The organism is Microlunatus speluncae (assembly GCF_009299835.1).
Lineage (GTDB): Bacteria > Actinomycetota > Actinomycetes > Propionibacteriales > Propionibacteriaceae > Microlunatus > Microlunatus speluncae.
The window spans coordinates 55,427-72,470 of the sequence record NZ_VKCZ01000005.1 but is presented as its reverse complement, the minus strand read 5'-3'; the positions used below and the strand labels follow the sequence as shown (position 1 = coordinate 72,470).

Genomic DNA, 17,044 nt, shown 5'->3' with positions numbered 1-17,044 from the left:
GGGTTATGGATGACCTCGTCGCGCGTCAGCGTCTGGTGCTGCGGACCTGGTCCGACCAGGCCAGCCGGACGTCGAGCGCCGTGGTCAGCAGGTGTTGGAAATCGGCCAGCCGGGCCGGGGTGTTGCGCACCGCGCGCGGCGACTGCCCGGTGTCCAGACAGTGCGCCGCCAGCGCACCGGCCGCCTCACCGATCGACCACTCGACCGGATGCAACCGGTAACAGCCGTTGGTGATGTGGGTGCTGCCGATGTTCTTGTTGGCGGGCAGCAGATTGTCGACCCGCTGCGGGATCAGTGCGCCGAGCGGGATCTGGAACGGATAGTTGGAGACGTCGATGTAGTTGCGCGGGCCGTCGCCGGAGCCGGAACTCATGTGCAGATCGATCCGGTACGAGCCGACACCGACCGTGTCGTCGAACAGCTCCGACCCGTCCGGCAGGCCGGCCTGTTCCCGGGCCTCGACGCCCAGATGTTGTTCCAGCACAGTGAATTCGGCCCGGATCCGGCGGGACTCCCGAATGTAGGGCCGCAACGCCAGCTGATCTTCGGAGCCGAGCAGATCGCCTCGCGGCCGCAGCCCCGGATAGCCGGTGCCGCCGTCCAGCCGCGGCGCCTCGGTCTGCATCCAGTGCAGGAAGGACAGGCTCAGCGCCCGCGAGCCGGCCAGGTGCTTCGCCGCCGTCCCTTGATCAACACCGAGGATCGGCCCGTCCATGTAGTCGAGTTGCGGCCAGTTGACCAGGGTCACGTCGCTCGCGTACCGGCCGTCGACGTGATGGCGCTGGGTGAAGATCCGGCGGTAGTGCCAGAAATCGCGGCCGACCGCACCGCGCCAGGAGTCCGGATCCTCGAAGATCGCCCGCTTCCGGGGTGCCAGCGTCTGCGGCTCCAGATCGGTCCAGCCGAAAATCGGCCCGGGCCAGAAGTCCGGCTGGTAGGCCCGCCAGTAGTCGTAGTCCGCCGGCCGGTCGATGGTGTGATCATGGTCCGGGTCGTAGTCGACCGCGAAACACCAGCTGAAGGATTGTTGATCAAGGGGCTGGGCCGGCCCGTCGACCGCATGCAGTTCGCCGGTGTCGTCCCGGCTCTCGGCGCCGTTGACGTGCTCGATCCCGGCCAGCTCCAGCAGGTCGCCGGTCTCGGTCGCGTCGATCACGTACGCGGCGGTCAGCGTGGTCTCGGTGCCGGTCCGACCGGACCGGACCCGGACCGAGGTCACCCGGTCGCCGTCGGTCTCGGCCGCAACCGGTTCATGATCAAGAAGTACGACCAGCTGCCGGTCCGAACGGTAGGGCGCGAGCAACTCGTCGATCACCGCCACCGCCACCCGCGGCTCGTGACAGATCGGGCTCACTCCCCCGCCGCCCGGATTCAGCAGCACGTTGGTGCGCGCGTCCTCGGTCAGCGGATAGTCGCGGCGGTAGTAGGACCGGATCCCGTTGCGCAGCCGGCGGTAGTGCCGGGTCGGCGACTCCCGCTCGATCCACGGATGCTCGTCCGGCGGTACGGCCTGGGCGGTGAGCTGGCCACCGAGCCAGGGCGACTCCTCGGTCAGGATCACCCGGCGGCCCAGGGTCAACGCCGCCAGCGCCGCACCGACCCCACCCAGCCCGCCGCCGATGATCAATACCTCGGTCGCCTGCTCCGTCATCCTTGACCACTCCTTCGTGGGGCCCGACCCCGACACTGGTGATAAAGCGCATTACGCAATACGCTAGGCGCGAGTTCGATGAGCGTCAAGAGGGTGTTCACGACCGCCCCGGCGACGCGGATCGACGGAGCCAGGCGAGAATCACGACTCGACGTGGGAATCGGGCGGGAGAGAGGACCGAAGGTGGCGCGAAAGGCGCGAACCGGGCCGCGGCGGGTGTCGCAGGCCGATGTCGCCCGCCATGCCGGCGTGTCGTCGGGGATCGTCTCGTCGGTGATCAACGCGCGCGACTACGGCTCGATCCGGGTCAGCGACGCCACCCGGGAACGGGTGCTGGCCTCGGTCCGCGAGCTCGGCTACATCCCCGACATCGCGGCCCGCAACCTGGCCCGCGGCAGCAACCGGCTGATCGGTGTGTTCACCTACGAGGCCATGTTTCCGATGGGGTCGCAGAACTTCTACCACGAGTTTCTGGTCGGCATCGAAGAGGCGGCTGACCAGGCCGAATACCACCTGTTGCTGGTCACCGGCGCCAAGAACGCCGAGCAGCGCCGATCGATCTACGCCGGCGGCGTCAATCATCTCCGGCTCGCCGACGGCGGGCTGCTGCTCGGCACCAACGAGAGCTCCGAGGAGATCACCCGGCTGGCCGGCGAGGGCTATCCGTTCGTGTTCGTCGGGGAGCGGGAATTTCCCGGCGTCGAGCTGTCCTATGTCGCTGCCGACTACGTCGAGGGCACCGCCGAACTGGTCGGCCGCGCGGTGGCCCTGGGCCACCGCCGGATCGCGATGGCTGCCGGCCGGCACCTCGAGTCGATCCCGGCCCGCCGAGCCGGATTCGCCCTGGCCCGGCAGCGGTACGGCCTGAGCGAGACCGACACGCCGATCCTGCCGCTGGCGGCCGACGGCGACAACGCACCGACCGACGCCGTCACCCCGGACGGCTTCGTCGCCGCGGCGATCGAACGCGGCTGCACCGCCCTGGTGCTGGAGAACAGCATCGCCGCCGTCGGAATCCGGGCGGCCGCGGCCCGCCGCGGAGTGACGATCCCCGGGGACCTGTCGCTGATCGGACTGAGCGGGGCCCAGTTCCGGCCCGAGGACGCGGATCTGACCGAGATGAGCATTCCCCGGTACGAGATGGGCGCCGAGGCCGTCAAGCTGCTGCTCCGGCTGATCGCCGATCCGGAGTCGGCGCCCCAGCGGACCCGGCTGGACTGCGGCATCCGGGACGGCGCGACCCTGACCCGGCCGGCCTAGGCGCGGGATTCGGAGTCCACGGCCTCGGCCGCCGATTCACTCGACGTGGCCGCGCGCATCGACCGGCGCAGCAGCACCCCGACCACCACGGTGATCGCGAAGCCGACCGCCGCCAGCAGATAGGCCGCGGCGGTGGCTGCGGCGAAGGCGGCGACAGCCGCCTCGGCCAGGCCGTCACCGACCCGGCCGGGCAGCCCGGCGGCGACATCCAGGGCGCGCCCGACGCCCTGGCCGCTCTGAGCCAACGCCTCGCCGCCCAGCCCGGCCGGCGCGAGCTCGGCCACACCGGCCGAATAGACGGCGAAGGCGAGCGAGCCGCCGAGCGCGAGGCCGAGCGTGTTACCGAGGCTGCCGCTGACGTCCTGGGTCGCCTGGGCGCTGCCGGTCTGGTCGGCCGGCGCATGATCCAGCACCAGCGCGGTGGCCAGGCCGAAGACCGGGGCCATCCCCAGCGCCACCAGCGACGCGGCCAGCATCAGCCACCCCAGCCCGGCGTCGGGCCCGCCGGCCAGCCGGCTCAGCAGCAGCGCGCCGCCGACGGCGACCGCGGCACCGACGGTGATCACGGTCGGCGCCCGCCACCAGCGCAGCAGGGCCGGCGCCCCGGCGGTCGCGGCGATCGAGACCACGGCGGGCACGGCGAGGGCCAGCCCGGCCTGCAGCGGGGACAGCCCGGTGACCACCTGCAGATGCTGGGCCAACTGCAGCTCGGCCCCGGCGTCGGCCACGATCACGATCAGGATCGCCAGCAGGGAGAGGGTGAACGGGGCCGCGGCGAACAGCCGGAGGTCGAGCAGCGGGTCGTCGATCCGGCGCTGCCGGCGGACGAACAGCACCAACAGGATCAGGCCGGCGACGAGGCTGGCCAGATTCGGCACCGACAGCCCGCTGGCGGCCAACTCCTGGCCCCCGTACACGACACCGGCCAGACCGAGCAGGGACAACAGCACGCTGACCGCATCGATCCGGCCCAGTCCGGTGCCGGACAGCCGCGGCAGCCAGCGGGTGCCGAGCAGGACCAGCGCGGCCACCGGCACGTTGACCAGGAACACCGCCCCCCACCAGAAGTTCTCGAGCAGCGCGCCGCCAACCAACGGACCGAGCGCCATCCCGGCCGAGAACGCGGCCATCAGGACGGCCACCGCGGTCGCGAACTGCTTGCCGTCGGGAAAGATCCGCCGGGCCAACGCCATCGCCGCCGGCGCCAGGGTGACCGCCGAGGCCCCGATCAGCATCCGGGCCAGGATCAGCAGCTCGACCGTCGGCGCCAGGGACGCGAGCAGCGAGGCGAGGCCGTACCCGATCAGGCCGATGGCCAGCAGTCGCCGCGCCCCGAACCGGTCCACCACCCGGCCCATCGTCAGCACCAACCCGGCACCGATCAGCTCGCCGCCGTGCAGGATCCACAGCTGTTGCGTGCCGGTCGCGGCCAGGTCGGCGACGATCCGCGGGATGGCCAGGAACAACACCGACAGGTCGATCGCGGTCATCACCACCGGGAGCACGAGCAGCGCGAGCCCGGCCCATTCCCGGGCTCCTGCGCGGGCCGGGCTCGCCGGACCCGGATCGGCCGTCGACGCGTTCATGCTGCACTCCTCCCTGCGTTTTTCGTTACGGTCCGTAACGTATCATAAATGTGTACGAGATCCCTGGGCTGCGGCGAAACCTCGGGTAAACCCGACCCCGATTCGTCGGCCCGCCCGCTGTCCCGGCCCGGACCGCTCTCACTACGCTGCCCGGGTGGACCGCCTCGTCATCCCCGCCAACCCGGTGCGCGCCTGGGCGTCGCCGGCGTTCTGGCTCGCCGGGGTGACGCTGTGGCTGGACGGGCTCACCGGGCTGCTCGGGTTCGGCGTACTGCTGCTCACCCTGGTCTCGCTGGTCACCGTCCCGGGGCTGATCGGCATCCCGCTGTTCGTGATCACCTGCCGGCTGCTGTGGCGGCTCGGTGATCGCCAGCGCCGATTCCTCGCCGACGGTACGGGAGCGGTGATCGCCCGGCCGGATCCGCCGGCCCGGACCTCGATCATCCGCGGCGCCTGGGGTTACCTGCGCAACCGGCACACCTGGCGGCAGCTCGGCTACTGGCTGGCCCGGATGCCGCTGAGCTCCGTCACCGGCGGCGGCGTCGTGCTCGCGTTCGCGCTGCCGATCGCCCTGGCGCTGCTGCCGACGTACTGGTTCCAGTTCCCGACCGGGACCGCGGCGGTCGGCCCGATCGTCGTGGACTCCTTCGTCAAGGCCGCCGTGGTCAGCGCCTGCGCGGTCCTGTTCGGACTGGTGATCACCCCGTTGATCATCAAGCTGCTGATCGAGGTCGATCTCGCGGTCGCCCGCCGGCTGCTCGGCGGCACCTCGCTGACCCAGCGGGTCGAGGAACTGACGGTCAGCCGGGCCCGAGTGGTCGACGCGGCCGAGGTGGAACGGCAACGGATCGAGCGGGATCTGCACGACGGTGCCCAACAGCGGCTGATCGCCGTCGCGGTGGCGATCGGCCGGGCCAAGGTGCGACTGCGGGCCGCCGGCACGGAGAGCGATCCGGAGCTGATGCGGTTGCTGAACCAGGCCCACGCCGACGCCAAGACCGCGATCACCGAGTTGCGTGATCTGACCCGGGGCCTGCACCCGCCGGTGCTGACCGATCGCGGTCTCGATGCGGCCCTGTCGGCGCTGGCCGGCCGGATGCCGATGCCGGTGCAGATCTCGGTCGCGCCGGACCTGCTCGGCGACCGGCGACCACCGGCGGCGATCGAGTCCGCGGCCTATTTCGTGGTCAGCGAATCGCTGACCAACGCCGCCAAGCACTCGGCGGCGACCAAGATCACGATCCGGATCTCGCGGATCAGCCCCAGCCGGATGCTGGTCGAGGTGATCGACAACGGCCGCGGCGGAGCCCGGCTGTCGACCGGCGGCGGGCTGGCCGGGCTCGCCGGCCGGGTGCAGGGAATCGACGGCCGGTTCGAGGTCGACAGCCCACCGGGCGGGCCGACCATGATCAGAGCGGAGTTGCCATGCGCGTCGTGATCGCGGAGGACTCGGTCCTCCTCCGGGAGGGGCTGCGGCACCTGCTGACCGATTCCGGGGCGGAGGTGATGGCGGCGGTCGAGGACGCCGAGCAACTGCTCCGAGTGGTGGACGAAGATCAACCCGATGTCTGCGTCGTCGACGTACGGATGCCGCCGACCTTCCTCGACGAGGGTCTCCGGGCAGCCCTGGTGATCAGGCAGCGGTGGCCGGAGATCGGGGTCCTGGTGCTGTCGCAGTACGTCGAGGAACGCTACGCCACCGAGCTGATCGGCGACCGGACCGAGGGCGTCGGCTATCTGCTGAAGGACCGGGTGGCCGAGGTCGAGGAGTTCATCGAGTCGGTGCACCGGGTCGCCGCCGGCGGCACCGCGATCGACCCCGAGGTGATCAAGCAACTGCTGGCGCGGAGCCTGCGTGCCGACCCGATCGCCACCCTGTCACCGCGGGAACGGGAGGTGATCGCCGCGATGGCCGAAGGCCGGTCGAACGGCGGGATCGCCGAGCTGCTGGTGATCGGCCCGGCCGCGGTGGAGAAACACATCTCGAGCATCTTCACCAAGCTCGGCCTGAATCCCGCCGGCGGTGAGCATCGCCGGGTGCTGGCCGTGCTGCGCTATCTCGGGGTCAGCCGATGACCAGCACGGCCACCGAGCCGCCGCCGAACCCACCGTCGATGATCACTCCGGCCCGGCGGCGGATGCTGCTGATCACCGGGCCGTTGCTGGTGCTGTCGGTGGTGTTCGCGGGGATGATCATCGCCCAGGATCTGCTGCCGGGAAGCCGTGATTTCGCCTTCAGCACCGAGGCACCGGGGGCGCCGCTGCTGACGGTCGAGACGGGCCGGAGCGGCATCGAGCTCGAGTTCCGGTCCGGGCCGTCCGACCGGCTCCGGGTCTTCGCCTCCGGCGGCTACAGCGGTCAGCAGCCGCAGGTGATCGTCGCCGCCGACGGCAGCCGGATCGACGCCGACTGCCCGAGCGGGGAGTCCTTCGACTGCGGCATCGAGATCGAGATCGAAGTGCCCTCGGGGACAGCCCTGACGGCCAACAACCGCGCCGGCCGGATCTCCGTCGACGGGATCTCCGGCGCACTCGATCTGACCGCCCGCAACGGTGACGTCGAGATCACCGGCGCCGCCGGCCCGATCCAGGCCGACGCCACCAACGGACGGGTGCAGGTCGAGAACTCGACCTCGACCCGGGTGAACGCCAGCACCCGGAACGGCAGCATCGACCTCGCGTTGACCGAGCCGCTGTCGGTCGTCGCCTCCACGATCAACGGCGAGATCATGATCGATCTCGCGGCCTGCGTGCCGTACGACGTCGACATCGATCCCGTTCTCGACGAGACGGTCGTCTCCGTGCCGGTGGATTCCGCCTCGCCACGGAAGATCAAGATCCGAGGCCGCAGCCCGGCGTTCATCGAGTGCGGTTGATCATGGTCGCGGACGGTTCGGTCGACGATGACTGCTGCGACGCGTACCCACGACGCTTCGCCACGACCGCGGTCGGTCTGGACCCGACGAACGGCCGCTTCGGCGAGGTGACCGTGGACACCTGCCGGGCCTGCGGTGCCAGCTGGCTGGACTACCACGTCGAGTACGAGGGCTTCACGGCCTCGGGCCGCTGGTATCGCGGCCGGATCACCGCCGAGCAGGCCGCGACGCTGACTCCGGCGGAGGCCGTACCGCTGCTGGAGGCCTTGCCCTGGTGGATCAGTGGCGGCAGCTACCTCGGCGGGGTGAGCCGCGGATCCGGCCGGCTCGCCGTCGATCCCTGACCCCGTGCTTTCCTCGTCCGGCGGATCCGGGCAGGATCGTCGGATGCAAGGACCCATCCATCTCGGCGGCGGCGGTTCGGAGCGGGACGAGGCGCGGCTCTGGGCCGAGGCGTTCCCGCCCGGTGCCCGGGTCGCCGTCTGGCCGTTCGCCCAGTCCGATCCGGGGAGCGGCGCTACTCCGGCGAGTGGCTCACCGGTGCCCTGGCCGCGCTCGGCCCGTACACCGTCGACGTCTGGCTGACCCCGGACGACCACGACCCGTCCCTGCGGGAGGTCGACATCGTGGCGATCCCCGGCGGCAACACCTTCAGCCTGCTGCACACCCTCCGCGAGGCCCGGCTGTTGCCCGCGCTTCGTGATCATCTCGGTCGCGGCGGCAGCCTGTACGGCGGCAGCGCCGGGGCGATCCTGGTCGGGGCCGACATCGGCATCGCCCTCGCCGCGGACCCGAACGACGTCGGGCTGGTGGACACGACCGCCCTCGACCTGCTGCACGGGATGGACGTCCTCCCCCACTACACCGATGATCAACTCGGCGCCGCCCAAGATCATCATCGACGGACGGGTCGCCCGGTCCTCGCCCTGCCGGAGCGCAGCGGCGTCGTCCTGACCGGTGCCACGGCGCGCAACGTCGGCCCGGACCCGGTGCACGTGATCACCGACGAAGGGGCCGTCGAGCGGGCCGCGGACGTACGGTGGTCGCTCGTGTGAGAGTCGCCTGACGAGCGGTGATCAGCCGTCAGCGGGTCCGAGCGCGACCGGCCCGGGCTCGCTCGGCGCTTCTGGGCGGCGGAATGTCACTGCTGTGATTTAGCGTCGGTGCCATGGCTCGGACGGCGGCGGCTCAGGCGGTGGTGCAGCCCGCCTTCGACGAGCTGGGCACGCCGCTGGCCGCGGTCACGTTCTGCATCGTCGACCTGGAGACGACGGGCAGCTCGGACACGGATTCCATCACCGAGTTCGGCGCGGTCAAGGTCCGCGGCGGAGAGGTGCTGGGCGAGTTCCAGACCCTGGTCAACCCACGGTCGGCGATCCCGGCCCTGATCGCGGTGCTGACCGGGATCACCAACCGGATGGTCGCCGACGCCCCACGGCTGGCCCAGGTGCTGCCGTCCTTCCTGGCCTTCGCCGACGGTTGCGTGCTGGTCGCGCACAACGCCCGCTTCGATCACGGCTTCCTGCGCCGGGCCTGCGCCGAGCTGGAATATCCGCTGCCGCGCTGGCCGGTGCTGGACACGGCCGCGATGGCCCGGCAGATCCTGCTCGCCGACGAGGTGCCGAACTGCCGGCTGGCCACGCTGGCCCGGCACTTCCACTCCCCGACCACGCCCAACCACCGGGCACTGACCGACGCCCAGGCCACGGTCGACGTGCTGCACGCACTGATCGAGCGGGTCGGCAACCTCGGCGTGCACACGATCGAGGACCTGCGCGAGTTCACCCGGAAGGTGTCGCCCGGCCGCCGGGCGAAGCGGTCCTGGGCCAGCGACCTGCCCGAGTCGCCGGGGGTCTACCTGTTCGTGGCCGAGCACGACGATCACCGCGAGGTGCTCTACGTCGGGAAGTCGGTCAACATCCGCCGCCGGGTCCGCACCTATTTCACGGCCGCCGAGTCCCGGCGCCGGATGGACGAGATGGTCCGAGTCTCCACCGGGGTCGAGGCGGTCGAGTGCACCACCACCCTGCAGGCCGAGGTGTGCGAGCTCCGGCTGATCGCTACCCACGCGCCGCGCTACAACCGGCGGTCCAAGTTCCCGGAGCGACAGCACTGGATCAAGATCACCACCGAGCCGTTCCCCCGGCTGTCGCTGGTGCGGACGGTGCGTGACGACCAGGCCAGCTACTTCGGGCCGTTCCGGCAGCGGCAGGCCGCGACCGACGCGATGCTGGCCCTCTACGACGGCTTCCCGATCCGGCAGTGCGCCACCCGGATCGCGCTGGCGCAAACCACCCCGACCTGCGCGCTGGCCGAGCTGGGCCGCTGCAGCTCGCCCTGCAACGGCGCGATCTCCCGCGTCGACTACGGCCGGATCGTCGACGACGTGCGGCTGGCCCTGTCCGATGACGTACGGCCCGCGGTGGCCGCGCTGCAGCATCGGCTGCGCCGGCTGGTCAGCCAGCAGCGGTACGAGGAGGCGGCGACGGTCCGGCACCGGTTGGCGACGCTGATCCGGACCGGCCGCCGCTATCACCGCGTCGGCAGCATTGCCAACTGCCCCCAGATCGTGGCCGCCCGACGGGTCGAGGCCGACTGGGAGATCCACGTCATCCGGTACGGCCGCTTGGCCGGCGCCGCCCTGGCCCGGCCGTACGACGTCCCCCAGGCGGTGGCCCGGGCCTGCGTCACGACCGCCGATTCCGTCCGGCCGCCGGTCGGCCCGCTGCCGGCCGCCGGAATCGAGGAAACCGAACGGATCGCCGACTGGCTGGAGCAGCCCGGCGTGCGGCTGATCGAGATCGACGGCGACTGGTTCTGGCCCCTGCACGGCGTGATCACCGACGAGCGCCTGCCCACCCTCCTCGACCTCGGCACGGAATCCGCCCCGGCGACCGACGCAAACTGACCCGCGTCAGGCCGATTGCCGTGGCGGCCGCGGTCTCGCCCCGCCCTACGCCGTCGGGATCCCCCACCCCTGCCGACTTGTCAGAACTGAGTTGCGCTATAGGGCAACTCAGTTCTGACAGGTGGGCAGGGGTGGGGTTCTGGGTCACGCGGTCGGTGCGGGTCGGGTGCCTCGATCGCGGCTGTCGCGAGATCACTGCGCTCCAGCGGGTTAAGCGCTTGAACGGCGGTTACTCACCAGTACGCAGAGGTTTCGCGACACTCGGGCGATCTCAGCGCAGTGCCCGCAGATAGCGCCGACGAACGACGCGTTGCGCAAATCGCAGCAGCGGGAACAGCGAGCGCCACGGCTGCTGTGGCGCCGGCCGGGTCAACGAACGGATGGTGAGCCGGACCAAACCGTCGTCCCGCCGCAGGATGAACGCCTCCTCGCCGCTGACCGGATGGCCCGGCAGAGTCCGATAGGCGAACCCGACCCGATCCGGTTCGTCGACCACCGCCACGACCTCGACCGGCTCGACGACCGTGATGCCGAGCACCCGGGCCGTGATCTTGATCCGGGCGCCTGGCGCCACCGGGCCGTCGGCGTCCACGGTGAAGCCGCTCGCCGTCTTGACCCGCCAGTCAAGGAGATCGCGGGTGGCTCGCGCCCACAGGTCGTCCCCCGAGCCGATGATCGCCGACACCTCCGAGCGCTCGTAGCCGGCACCGCCCGAAGGCCAAACCGCAACCGCGGGCTGGGTCATGGGCCCACCACCGACGACCGACCGGAGCGGTCGCAGCCGACACCGGCACTTGGGGCCAGACCGCAATCGGGCTCGATCACGGGTCCACGTCCGACGGTCCAGTCGAGGCGGCTCGCTTCGCCGGATCCCCGCCCGGCGAAGGCCGGCGGCGCTTCGAGGTCTCCTCCGCCCCGCCTTCCCGACGCGAACCGGCGCTTTTCTTCACTCCATGCCGCAGGGCGGCGCTGACGGCGCGCCGGACGACGGGATTCCGGTCGTCGATCAGGGCGGCGAGGGCCGCGAGTTGGTCGAGGGCGGTGAAGGCTCGGGTGCTGCCGGCCGGGTCGACCCCGTCATAGAGCTCGAGTCCGATGAAGGAGGCCGCGACCGCGCGGGCGAGGCCGGGCGGGTCGACCAGGCCGGCGAGCGGCGTACCGGTGACCACCCGCTCGAGGACGACCTCGATCTCGGCGATCCACAGGTGCAGTCCAGCGGCCGTGGCCGGGCCGAGTTGCGGGTTGGCCTGGGCGCCGGCGAGCAACTGAGCCAGCACCGCGACGTTGCCGTCGGCGTGTTCCGCGGCATGGATCTCGCGGCCGACATCGAGCAGGCCGGCGAGCGAGGTCACGCCGGCCAGCCGCTCCCGGTAGCGCGCCACTCGTTGTTCGGCCGCTCGCCGGCAAGCCGCGGCGAGCAGCGCGTCCACACTGCCGAAGTGGTAGAAGATCAGGGCCTGGTTCACCCCGGCCGCGGCCGCGATGGTCCGGGCCGAGGTCTTGGCGATCCCTTGGTCCAGCAGGCAGGCCAACGCCCCGGTCAGCAGCCGGTCCCGGGTCACCCCGGTCCGGGATTCCGCCATCCCGCACCTCCCAACCCCAATTGAGCGACCGCTCAACCCCGACTGAGTCTACCAACGCCGACTTGTCAGAAACCAGAAGCCCTATGGCACAACTCAGTTCTGACAAGTCGGCTGGGGTGGGGTGCGCCTGGGGTCGGGGAAGAACCGGGTGCCGCTAGGCTGACCCGCATGGTGACCGCCATCGTCTTCATCAACGCCGACGTCGCCCGGATCCCCGAGGTGGCCGAAGAGATCGCCGCGCTCGACGGAGTCAGCGAGGTCTACTCGGTGACCGGCCAGATCGACCTGATCGCGATCGTCCGGGTCCGAGAGCAGGAACAGGTCGCCCAGGTGGTCGCCGACCGGCTGAACAAGGTGATCGGGGTGCAGAGCACCGAGACCCACATCGCCTTCCGCAGCTACTCCAAGCACGACCTGGAGTCCGCCTTCGCGCTGGGCACCGACTGATCAATGTCCAACCCTTCGCAGCCACGCCCGCCGGAGGACCCCTGGAGCTGGCATCCGACGCCGGACCAGGCACCCGCCGAAACGCCGGCGGCCCACAACCAAGTACCGCCGCACAACCAGGCACGGCCGCCCGATCAAGCCCAGCAGCATGATCAAGCGCCGCCGGACCGGGCGATGGCGGCGCGTGATCAAGGTTTCCGCACGCCGGACCAGGCATCGCCGGCGCCCCGTCGGGCGGCCCCCGAGAGCTTCGCGGTGCCGGCGGAGCAGCGGCCGCCCGCCGCCACGGCCGTCGCCGAACCCGCAACCGGCCAAGATCAACTCACGGCGCCGGCCAACGACGACGCGGTCCCCGATCCCGCGCCGTGGGTGCCGACCAAGGTGTTGATGATGATCACCGCCATCGCCGTGATCGCGCTGATCGTCACCGTCATCGTCTGCCTGTTGCTGTGGATCACGCCGCCGCTGCAGCCGATGGACGTCCCGACCGTGCCTGCGGCCTGATCAACCCAGCCTGACCAGTGCCGTCCAGATCGCGGGGCGCGAGCTCGCGCCTGGTTCCCGGGTCTTGATCTACGGCCCAGGGAAGGCCTGCCGACTGTCGCCGTGCCTGATCGGCCGCGTCGCAGCCGGGTGCGGCGAGTCCGAGTGCGGCGAGTCCGAACCGCCCCGGCCGGGTTCGACCGAGCCGATCAGGCGAACAGGACGAGCTTGGCCGCGACCGCGACGACGCAGCCGGCCGCGACCCCACCCAGCCCGACCGCCTGCCAGGTGCCGCGCCGATCCCGCGGTGCGTACGCGATCGTGGCGCCGGAGATCGCCCCGACGACGATGCCGCCGATCATGCCGAGCCAGCCGAACGTCGTGAACGCGACCAGCAGGTTCAATGCGAGCAGCAAGATCAACAGGGTGATGTCGCCCCGGATGTCCTCGCCGGTCCGGCGCTTGAAGATCGCGTTCGCGGCGAGCAAGCCGACCAGGGCCGCCGACGACCCGGCGAAGGCGTAGTTCACGGGGGCCAAGAGGAACAGCAGGGTCGCCCCGCCCATCCCGGCCAAGAGATACAGCGCGGCGAACCGCACCGGACCCAGTTCGGACTCGAGCGTCCGCCCGACGAACCAGAGCACCAGCAGATTCATCGCCAGGCCGAGGATGGAGAAGAACGAGCCCGACCCGACGTTGATCAGGCCGTAGGTGAGCAGTCGCCAGAACTCGCCCAGCTCCACGTACAGGCTGGCCATCGCCAGCCAGTCCGACACCATCCCGCCGGTCGGCATGTCCAACAGGAACGTGGCGACCAGGATGCCCATCAGCACCTTGGTGACGATGCCGCGGCCGGAGCGCAACTGTGCCCCGAAGAGGCTGCGCGGCGCCCGCTGGCTCTGCCGCCCCGCCCCAACACAACGAGGACACTGGAAACCGACCGAGGCCGGGTTCATGCACTCGCCACAGATCGGCTTCTGGCACCGCTGGCAGCGGATGCCGGTCGGCCGATCGTCATGCCGATAGCAGACCGGATCGGCCGGCGCGGTGAAATCGGGTCCGGCCACCTGATTCGGTCCTAGCCGCTGATCTCGACCGAGTCGACCACGACGGCGTCAACGGGCCGGTCCTGCCGACCGGTCGGCACCTTGCCGATGGCGTCGACCACGTCCCGGCTGGCCTGGTCGGCCACCTCGCCGAAAATGGTGTGCTTGCGGTTCAGGTGCGGCTGCCGCCCGGTGGTGATGAAGAACTGGGAGCCGTTGGTGCCCGGGCCACGGTTGGCCATGGCCAGCAGGTACGGCCGGTCGAACTGCAGGTCGGGGTGGATCTCGTCACCGAACTCGTAGCCCGGCCCGCCGGTGCCGGTGCCGAGCGGGCAACCGCCCTGGATCATGAAGCCGTCGATGATGCGGTGGAAGACCAGGCCGTCGTAGTAGCGGCCGGTGGTCTTCTGGCCCGACTCCGAATCGACGTACTCCTGAGTTCCGTTCGCCAGGCCGACGAAATTGGCGACCGTCTTCGGTGCTTGATCACCGAACAGGTTCAGCACGATGTCGCCGTGGTTGGTGTGCAGGGTGGCGGTCTGCTGCGGCACTGATAGGCCCCTTCGTCTTGAGAATCGACTGCGAGAAGAACTCGCCGGCGCCGCCGCGTTCGAGGGCGACGACCGGCGCTGATCGCCCATCCTGTCATGCCCCGCCAACCCGCCGCGCAACAACCGGCACCGCACCGATCCATGCTTAGCCGGACGCCCCGGTGGGAACGGTACGGTAATGAGATGCTCCGGACAGGAGCTGTAGGTGACCCAACGGAGGAAACGTGAAGCGCAAGAGTTCCGACCGCGTGGACGCCGCCCGAAAACTGGTTGCACCAGCCGCCGAGGACGCGATCCATGCGGCCGCTGACCGTCTTGGACCGTTGGTCCATGATGCAGCCGATCGAGTAGGGCCGCTCGCGCAGTCAGCCGCAGACAGAGTCGGGCCGCTGGCCCAGTCTGCCGCCGACCGGGTGACTCCGCTTGCTCAGACGGCGTTCGACCGAGTCGGTCCGTACGTGGAGCAGGCGGTCGAGCGTGTCGGGCCGTACGCCACGGAGGCCAAGAAGCGTGGCGCCAAGGCCGCTCATGACGCCGTGGAGCGGCTCGGCCCGCGACTCGACGACGCCCTGGAGCGAGTATCCCCGGCCGTCGAGGCGGCCCGGGTGCGGATGCACGACGACCTGTTGCCCAAGCTGACCGAGGCCCTCAACGCCGCCGCCGGCAGTCCCGTCGCGATCGAGGCCGAGAAGCGCGGCCGGGCCGTGATCGAGGCCGCCAAGGGCGAGCTGGAGCCGAAGAAGCAGAAGAAGAAGGGCCGCTGGATCAAGCGGATCGCGATCGTCGCGGTGGTGGCGGGTGTCGCCGCGGTCGTGGTGAAGAAGCTGCTCGGCAGCTCGGACCAGGGCTGGCAGGCCGCGCGACCGTCGGCTCCGTACGCGCCGACGCCGCCGACCCCGAGCTCACCGTGGTCCGAACGCGCCGACCATCATCACGCCAACGGCGTGGCGACGCCGGCAGCCGCGACCGAGCCGGCCGACTCGACCGACCCGGCGGCGGGGATCGCGGACGAGGCACCGACCGAGGAGTTGACCGCGGTCACCGACGAGCCGTCGGCCGAGGTGCCCGTTACGGACAGCACCACCCCTGTGGCTGCCGTCGAGGGTGAAGCCGTCGCTGCCGATCTGACCGAGGACCCGAACGGCGCGGCGGTGAACGGCACCTCGGTTGCGGACGAGCCGGCGGCCCCGGCCGCCGAGGAGTCACCGGCCGACGCCGCGCTCCGCGCGAAGTACAACGGCGAGGGCGTCTACGTCGGCTCCGAACCGCCCACCGGCTACATCATCAAGGGCAACGAGCGCTCGATGAAGTACCACCTGCCGGAGGCGGCCGGTTACAACCGGACCATCGCCGAGGTGTGGTTCAACAGCGAGGAGGCCGCTCAGGCGGCGGGATTCGTTCGCGCCCAGCGGTGATCTTGATCACGAAGCACTGATCACGAGCGACGGTGCCGGCGAGGAGTCTTCCTCGCCGGCACCGTCGTTTCGTTGTTGATCAAGCTCGCCGATCAGCTCAGTCCGGTCACGAAGATCCGCAGGTCCTTGATCAACAAGTCGGGCGCCTCCATCGAGGCGAAGTGGCCGCCGCGGTCGTAGCGGGCCCAGTGCACGACCGTGTTCTGCTGCTCGGCGATCGCCCGGATGCTGCTGCCGCCGGCGAACACGGCGACCCCGGTCGGCACGCCGGAGTTCGGCAACTCGGCCCCCCACTGCTCGGATTCGGAATAGAGCAGCATCGACGAGCCGATCGTGCCGGTGAACCAGAGGATGCTGACGCAGGTCAGCAGCCGGTCGCGATCCATCGCCTCCTCGGGCAGCTCCAGGGCCGGATCGATGTAGGTGTGCACGACGTCGATCACCCAGGAGAGCAGCCCGGCCGGTGAGTCGTTGAGCCCGTTGGCCAGCGTCTGCGACCGGCCGTGGGCTCCCGCGTAGGCCGAGGTGCTGTCGCTGCCCCACTGCTGCAGCTTGGCCAGGTTGGCCCGGTCGGCCTCGTCGTAACCGGAGCCGTCGTCGTCCCAGGAGGGAATGGTGATCGGGTCGTTCACGTGCACCCCGATCACGTGCTCGGTGTCGATCCGGCCGAGTTGCGGCGCGATGAAGGAGCCGGCGTCACCACCCTGGGCCAGATACCGGTCATAGCCGAGCTCGGCCATCAGCGCCGCGATCAACTCCGCGGACCGGTCGGTGGCGCCCTCGCCCGGCTGCCGGGTCAGCCCGGAGAAGCCGAAGCCGGGCAGGGTCGGGATCACCAGGTGGAAGGCCGGGCCGCCGCCGTGGGACCGCGGGTCGATCAGCGGTTCGATCATCGCCGAGAAGTCTCCGAACGGCCAGCCGTGGATCAGCAGCAGCGGTGTCGCCTCCGCCTCCTCGGACCGGATGTGCCAGAAATGCAGCCGTCGGCCCTCGTGCTCGAAGAGGAACTGCGGGTGCCGGTTCAGCCGGGCCTCCTCCGCACGCCAGTCGTAGCGGCTGCGCCAGTGGTCGGTCAGCTGTTTCAGGTACGAGCTCGGCGTGCCGTACTTCCACCCGACGCCGGACAACTCCTCCGGCCAGCGGGTGTTGGCCAGCCGGGCGTTGAGCTCGTCGAGGTCGGCCTGCGGGATGTCGATCCGAAAGGGTCGGATCCGTGTCGAGTTCGTCATGATCACCAC

General features: G+C 70.6%; 18 protein-coding genes. 11 read left to right on the top strand and 7 right to left on the bottom strand.

Translation table 11 applies throughout. The features are described from left to right. Positions 1-25: 25 nt before the first annotated feature. Complete coding sequence (locus FNH24_RS08065) at positions 26-1,651, bottom strand: FAD-dependent oxidoreductase (protein WP_152361651.1); 1,626 nt, start codon at positions 1,649-1,651, stop codon at positions 26-28. A gap of 183 nt (positions 1,652-1,834) precedes the next feature. On the opposite strand from FNH24_RS08065, the gene FNH24_RS08060 reads away from it, so the two are divergent. Next, positions 1,835-2,911 carry a LacI family DNA-binding transcriptional regulator gene (locus tag FNH24_RS08060; RefSeq protein WP_161606046.1) on the top strand — a complete coding sequence of 359 codons (1,077 nt, stop codon included), beginning with the start codon at positions 1,835-1,837 and terminating at the stop codon, positions 2,909-2,911. Here FNH24_RS08060 and FNH24_RS08055 read toward each other — a convergent pair. Then, positions 2,908-4,497, bottom strand: coding sequence for an MFS transporter (locus FNH24_RS08055; RefSeq protein WP_152361649.1), 1,590 nt, complete (start codon positions 4,495-4,497; stop codon positions 2,908-2,910). The two genes, FNH24_RS08060 and FNH24_RS08055, sit on opposite strands and share 4 nt — an antisense overlap. A 154-nt stretch (positions 4,498-4,651) precedes the next feature. On the opposite strand from FNH24_RS08055, the gene FNH24_RS31925 reads away from it, so the two are divergent. The 7 genes from FNH24_RS31925 (at position 4,652) to FNH24_RS08025 (ending at position 10,281) form a co-directional block, all read left to right on the top strand. Beyond that, the gene (locus FNH24_RS31925) at positions 4,652-5,935 is read left to right on the top strand and encodes a sensor histidine kinase (protein WP_217428101.1); all 1,284 of its coding nucleotides are present in this window, start codon (positions 4,652-4,654) and stop codon (positions 5,933-5,935) included. After that, positions 5,923-6,573, top strand: a complete 651-nt coding sequence (locus FNH24_RS08045) for a response regulator transcription factor (RefSeq protein WP_152361648.1) — start codon at positions 5,923-5,925, stop codon at positions 6,571-6,573. The genes FNH24_RS31925 and FNH24_RS08045 overlap by 13 nt, the downstream gene beginning before the upstream one ends. Beyond that, the gene (locus FNH24_RS08040) at positions 6,570-7,373 is read left to right on the top strand and encodes a DUF4097 family beta strand repeat-containing protein (RefSeq protein WP_152361647.1); all 804 of its coding nucleotides are present in this window, start codon (positions 6,570-6,572) and stop codon (positions 7,371-7,373) included. Before FNH24_RS08045 ends, FNH24_RS08040 begins: the two co-directional genes overlap by 4 nt. Further along, the gene (locus FNH24_RS08035) at positions 7,370-7,717 is read left to right on the top strand and encodes a hypothetical protein (protein WP_152361646.1); all 348 of its coding nucleotides are present in this window, start codon (positions 7,370-7,372) and stop codon (positions 7,715-7,717) included. Before FNH24_RS08040 ends, FNH24_RS08035 begins: the two co-directional genes overlap by 4 nt. A 43-nt stretch (positions 7,718-7,760) precedes the next feature. Beyond that, positions 7,761-7,958: a hypothetical protein gene (locus tag FNH24_RS31385; protein ID WP_161606045.1), complete on the top strand. Its 198-nt coding sequence runs from the start codon at positions 7,761-7,763 to the stop codon at positions 7,956-7,958. Further along, a complete protein-coding gene (locus FNH24_RS31380) occupies positions 7,919-8,428 on the top strand; it encodes a Type 1 glutamine amidotransferase-like domain-containing protein (protein ID WP_343031727.1) in 510 nt (169 codons plus the stop codon). Before FNH24_RS31385 ends, FNH24_RS31380 begins: the two co-directional genes overlap by 40 nt. 113 nt (positions 8,429-8,541) lie before the next feature. Beyond that, complete coding sequence (locus FNH24_RS08025) at positions 8,542-10,281, top strand: DEDD exonuclease domain-containing protein (RefSeq protein ID WP_152361644.1); 1,740 nt, start codon at positions 8,542-8,544, stop codon at positions 10,279-10,281. 271 nt (positions 10,282-10,552) lie between these two features. On the opposite strand, the gene FNH24_RS08020 is transcribed toward FNH24_RS08025, so the two are convergent. Both FNH24_RS08020 and FNH24_RS08015 read right to left on the bottom strand, forming a co-directional pair. After that, entirely contained in the window at positions 10,553-11,026 is a 474-nt protein-coding gene (locus FNH24_RS08020; RefSeq protein ID WP_152361643.1) for a DUF1990 domain-containing protein, read from the bottom strand. Positions 11,027-11,102: 76 nt separating this feature from the next. Further along, positions 11,103-11,864, bottom strand: coding sequence for a TetR/AcrR family transcriptional regulator (locus FNH24_RS08015; RefSeq protein ID WP_152361642.1), 762 nt, complete (start codon positions 11,862-11,864; stop codon positions 11,103-11,105). A 168-nt stretch (positions 11,865-12,032) separates the two neighbouring features. Here FNH24_RS08015 and FNH24_RS08010 point away from each other — a divergent pair, with 168 nt between their 5' ends. Next, positions 12,033-12,311, top strand: coding sequence for an Lrp/AsnC family transcriptional regulator (locus FNH24_RS08010; RefSeq protein WP_152361641.1), 279 nt, complete (start codon positions 12,033-12,035; stop codon positions 12,309-12,311). Between the two features lie 3 nt (positions 12,312-12,314). Next, positions 12,315-12,815: a hypothetical protein gene (locus FNH24_RS08005; RefSeq protein ID WP_152361640.1), complete on the top strand. Its 501-nt coding sequence runs from the start codon at positions 12,315-12,317 to the stop codon at positions 12,813-12,815. A gap of 188 nt (positions 12,816-13,003) precedes the next feature. Here the strand turns inward: FNH24_RS08005 and FNH24_RS08000 are convergent, their stop codons facing one another. Both FNH24_RS08000 and FNH24_RS07995 read right to left on the bottom strand, forming a co-directional pair. Then, positions 13,004-13,861 (bottom strand): rhomboid family intramembrane serine protease, encoded by an 858-nt coding sequence (locus FNH24_RS08000; RefSeq protein WP_152361639.1) that lies wholly within the window; start codon positions 13,859-13,861, stop codon positions 13,004-13,006. A gap of 11 nt (positions 13,862-13,872) precedes the next feature. Further along, positions 13,873-14,391, bottom strand: a complete 519-nt coding sequence (locus FNH24_RS07995; RefSeq protein WP_246186805.1) for a peptidylprolyl isomerase — start codon at positions 14,389-14,391, stop codon at positions 13,873-13,875. Between the two features lie 413 nt (positions 14,392-14,804). On the opposite strand from FNH24_RS07995, the gene FNH24_RS07990 reads away from it, so the two are divergent. Then, positions 14,805-15,806: a sunset domain-containing protein gene (locus FNH24_RS07990; RefSeq protein ID WP_152361637.1), complete on the top strand. Its 1,002-nt coding sequence runs from the start codon at positions 14,805-14,807 to the stop codon at positions 15,804-15,806. A gap of 92 nt (positions 15,807-15,898) precedes the next feature. Here the strand turns inward: FNH24_RS07990 and FNH24_RS07985 are convergent, their stop codons facing one another. Further along, positions 15,899-17,035 carry an epoxide hydrolase family protein gene (locus FNH24_RS07985; RefSeq protein WP_152361636.1) on the bottom strand — a complete coding sequence of 379 codons (1,137 nt, stop codon included), beginning with the start codon at positions 17,033-17,035 and terminating at the stop codon, positions 15,899-15,901. Positions 17,036-17,044 lie beyond the last annotated feature (9 nt).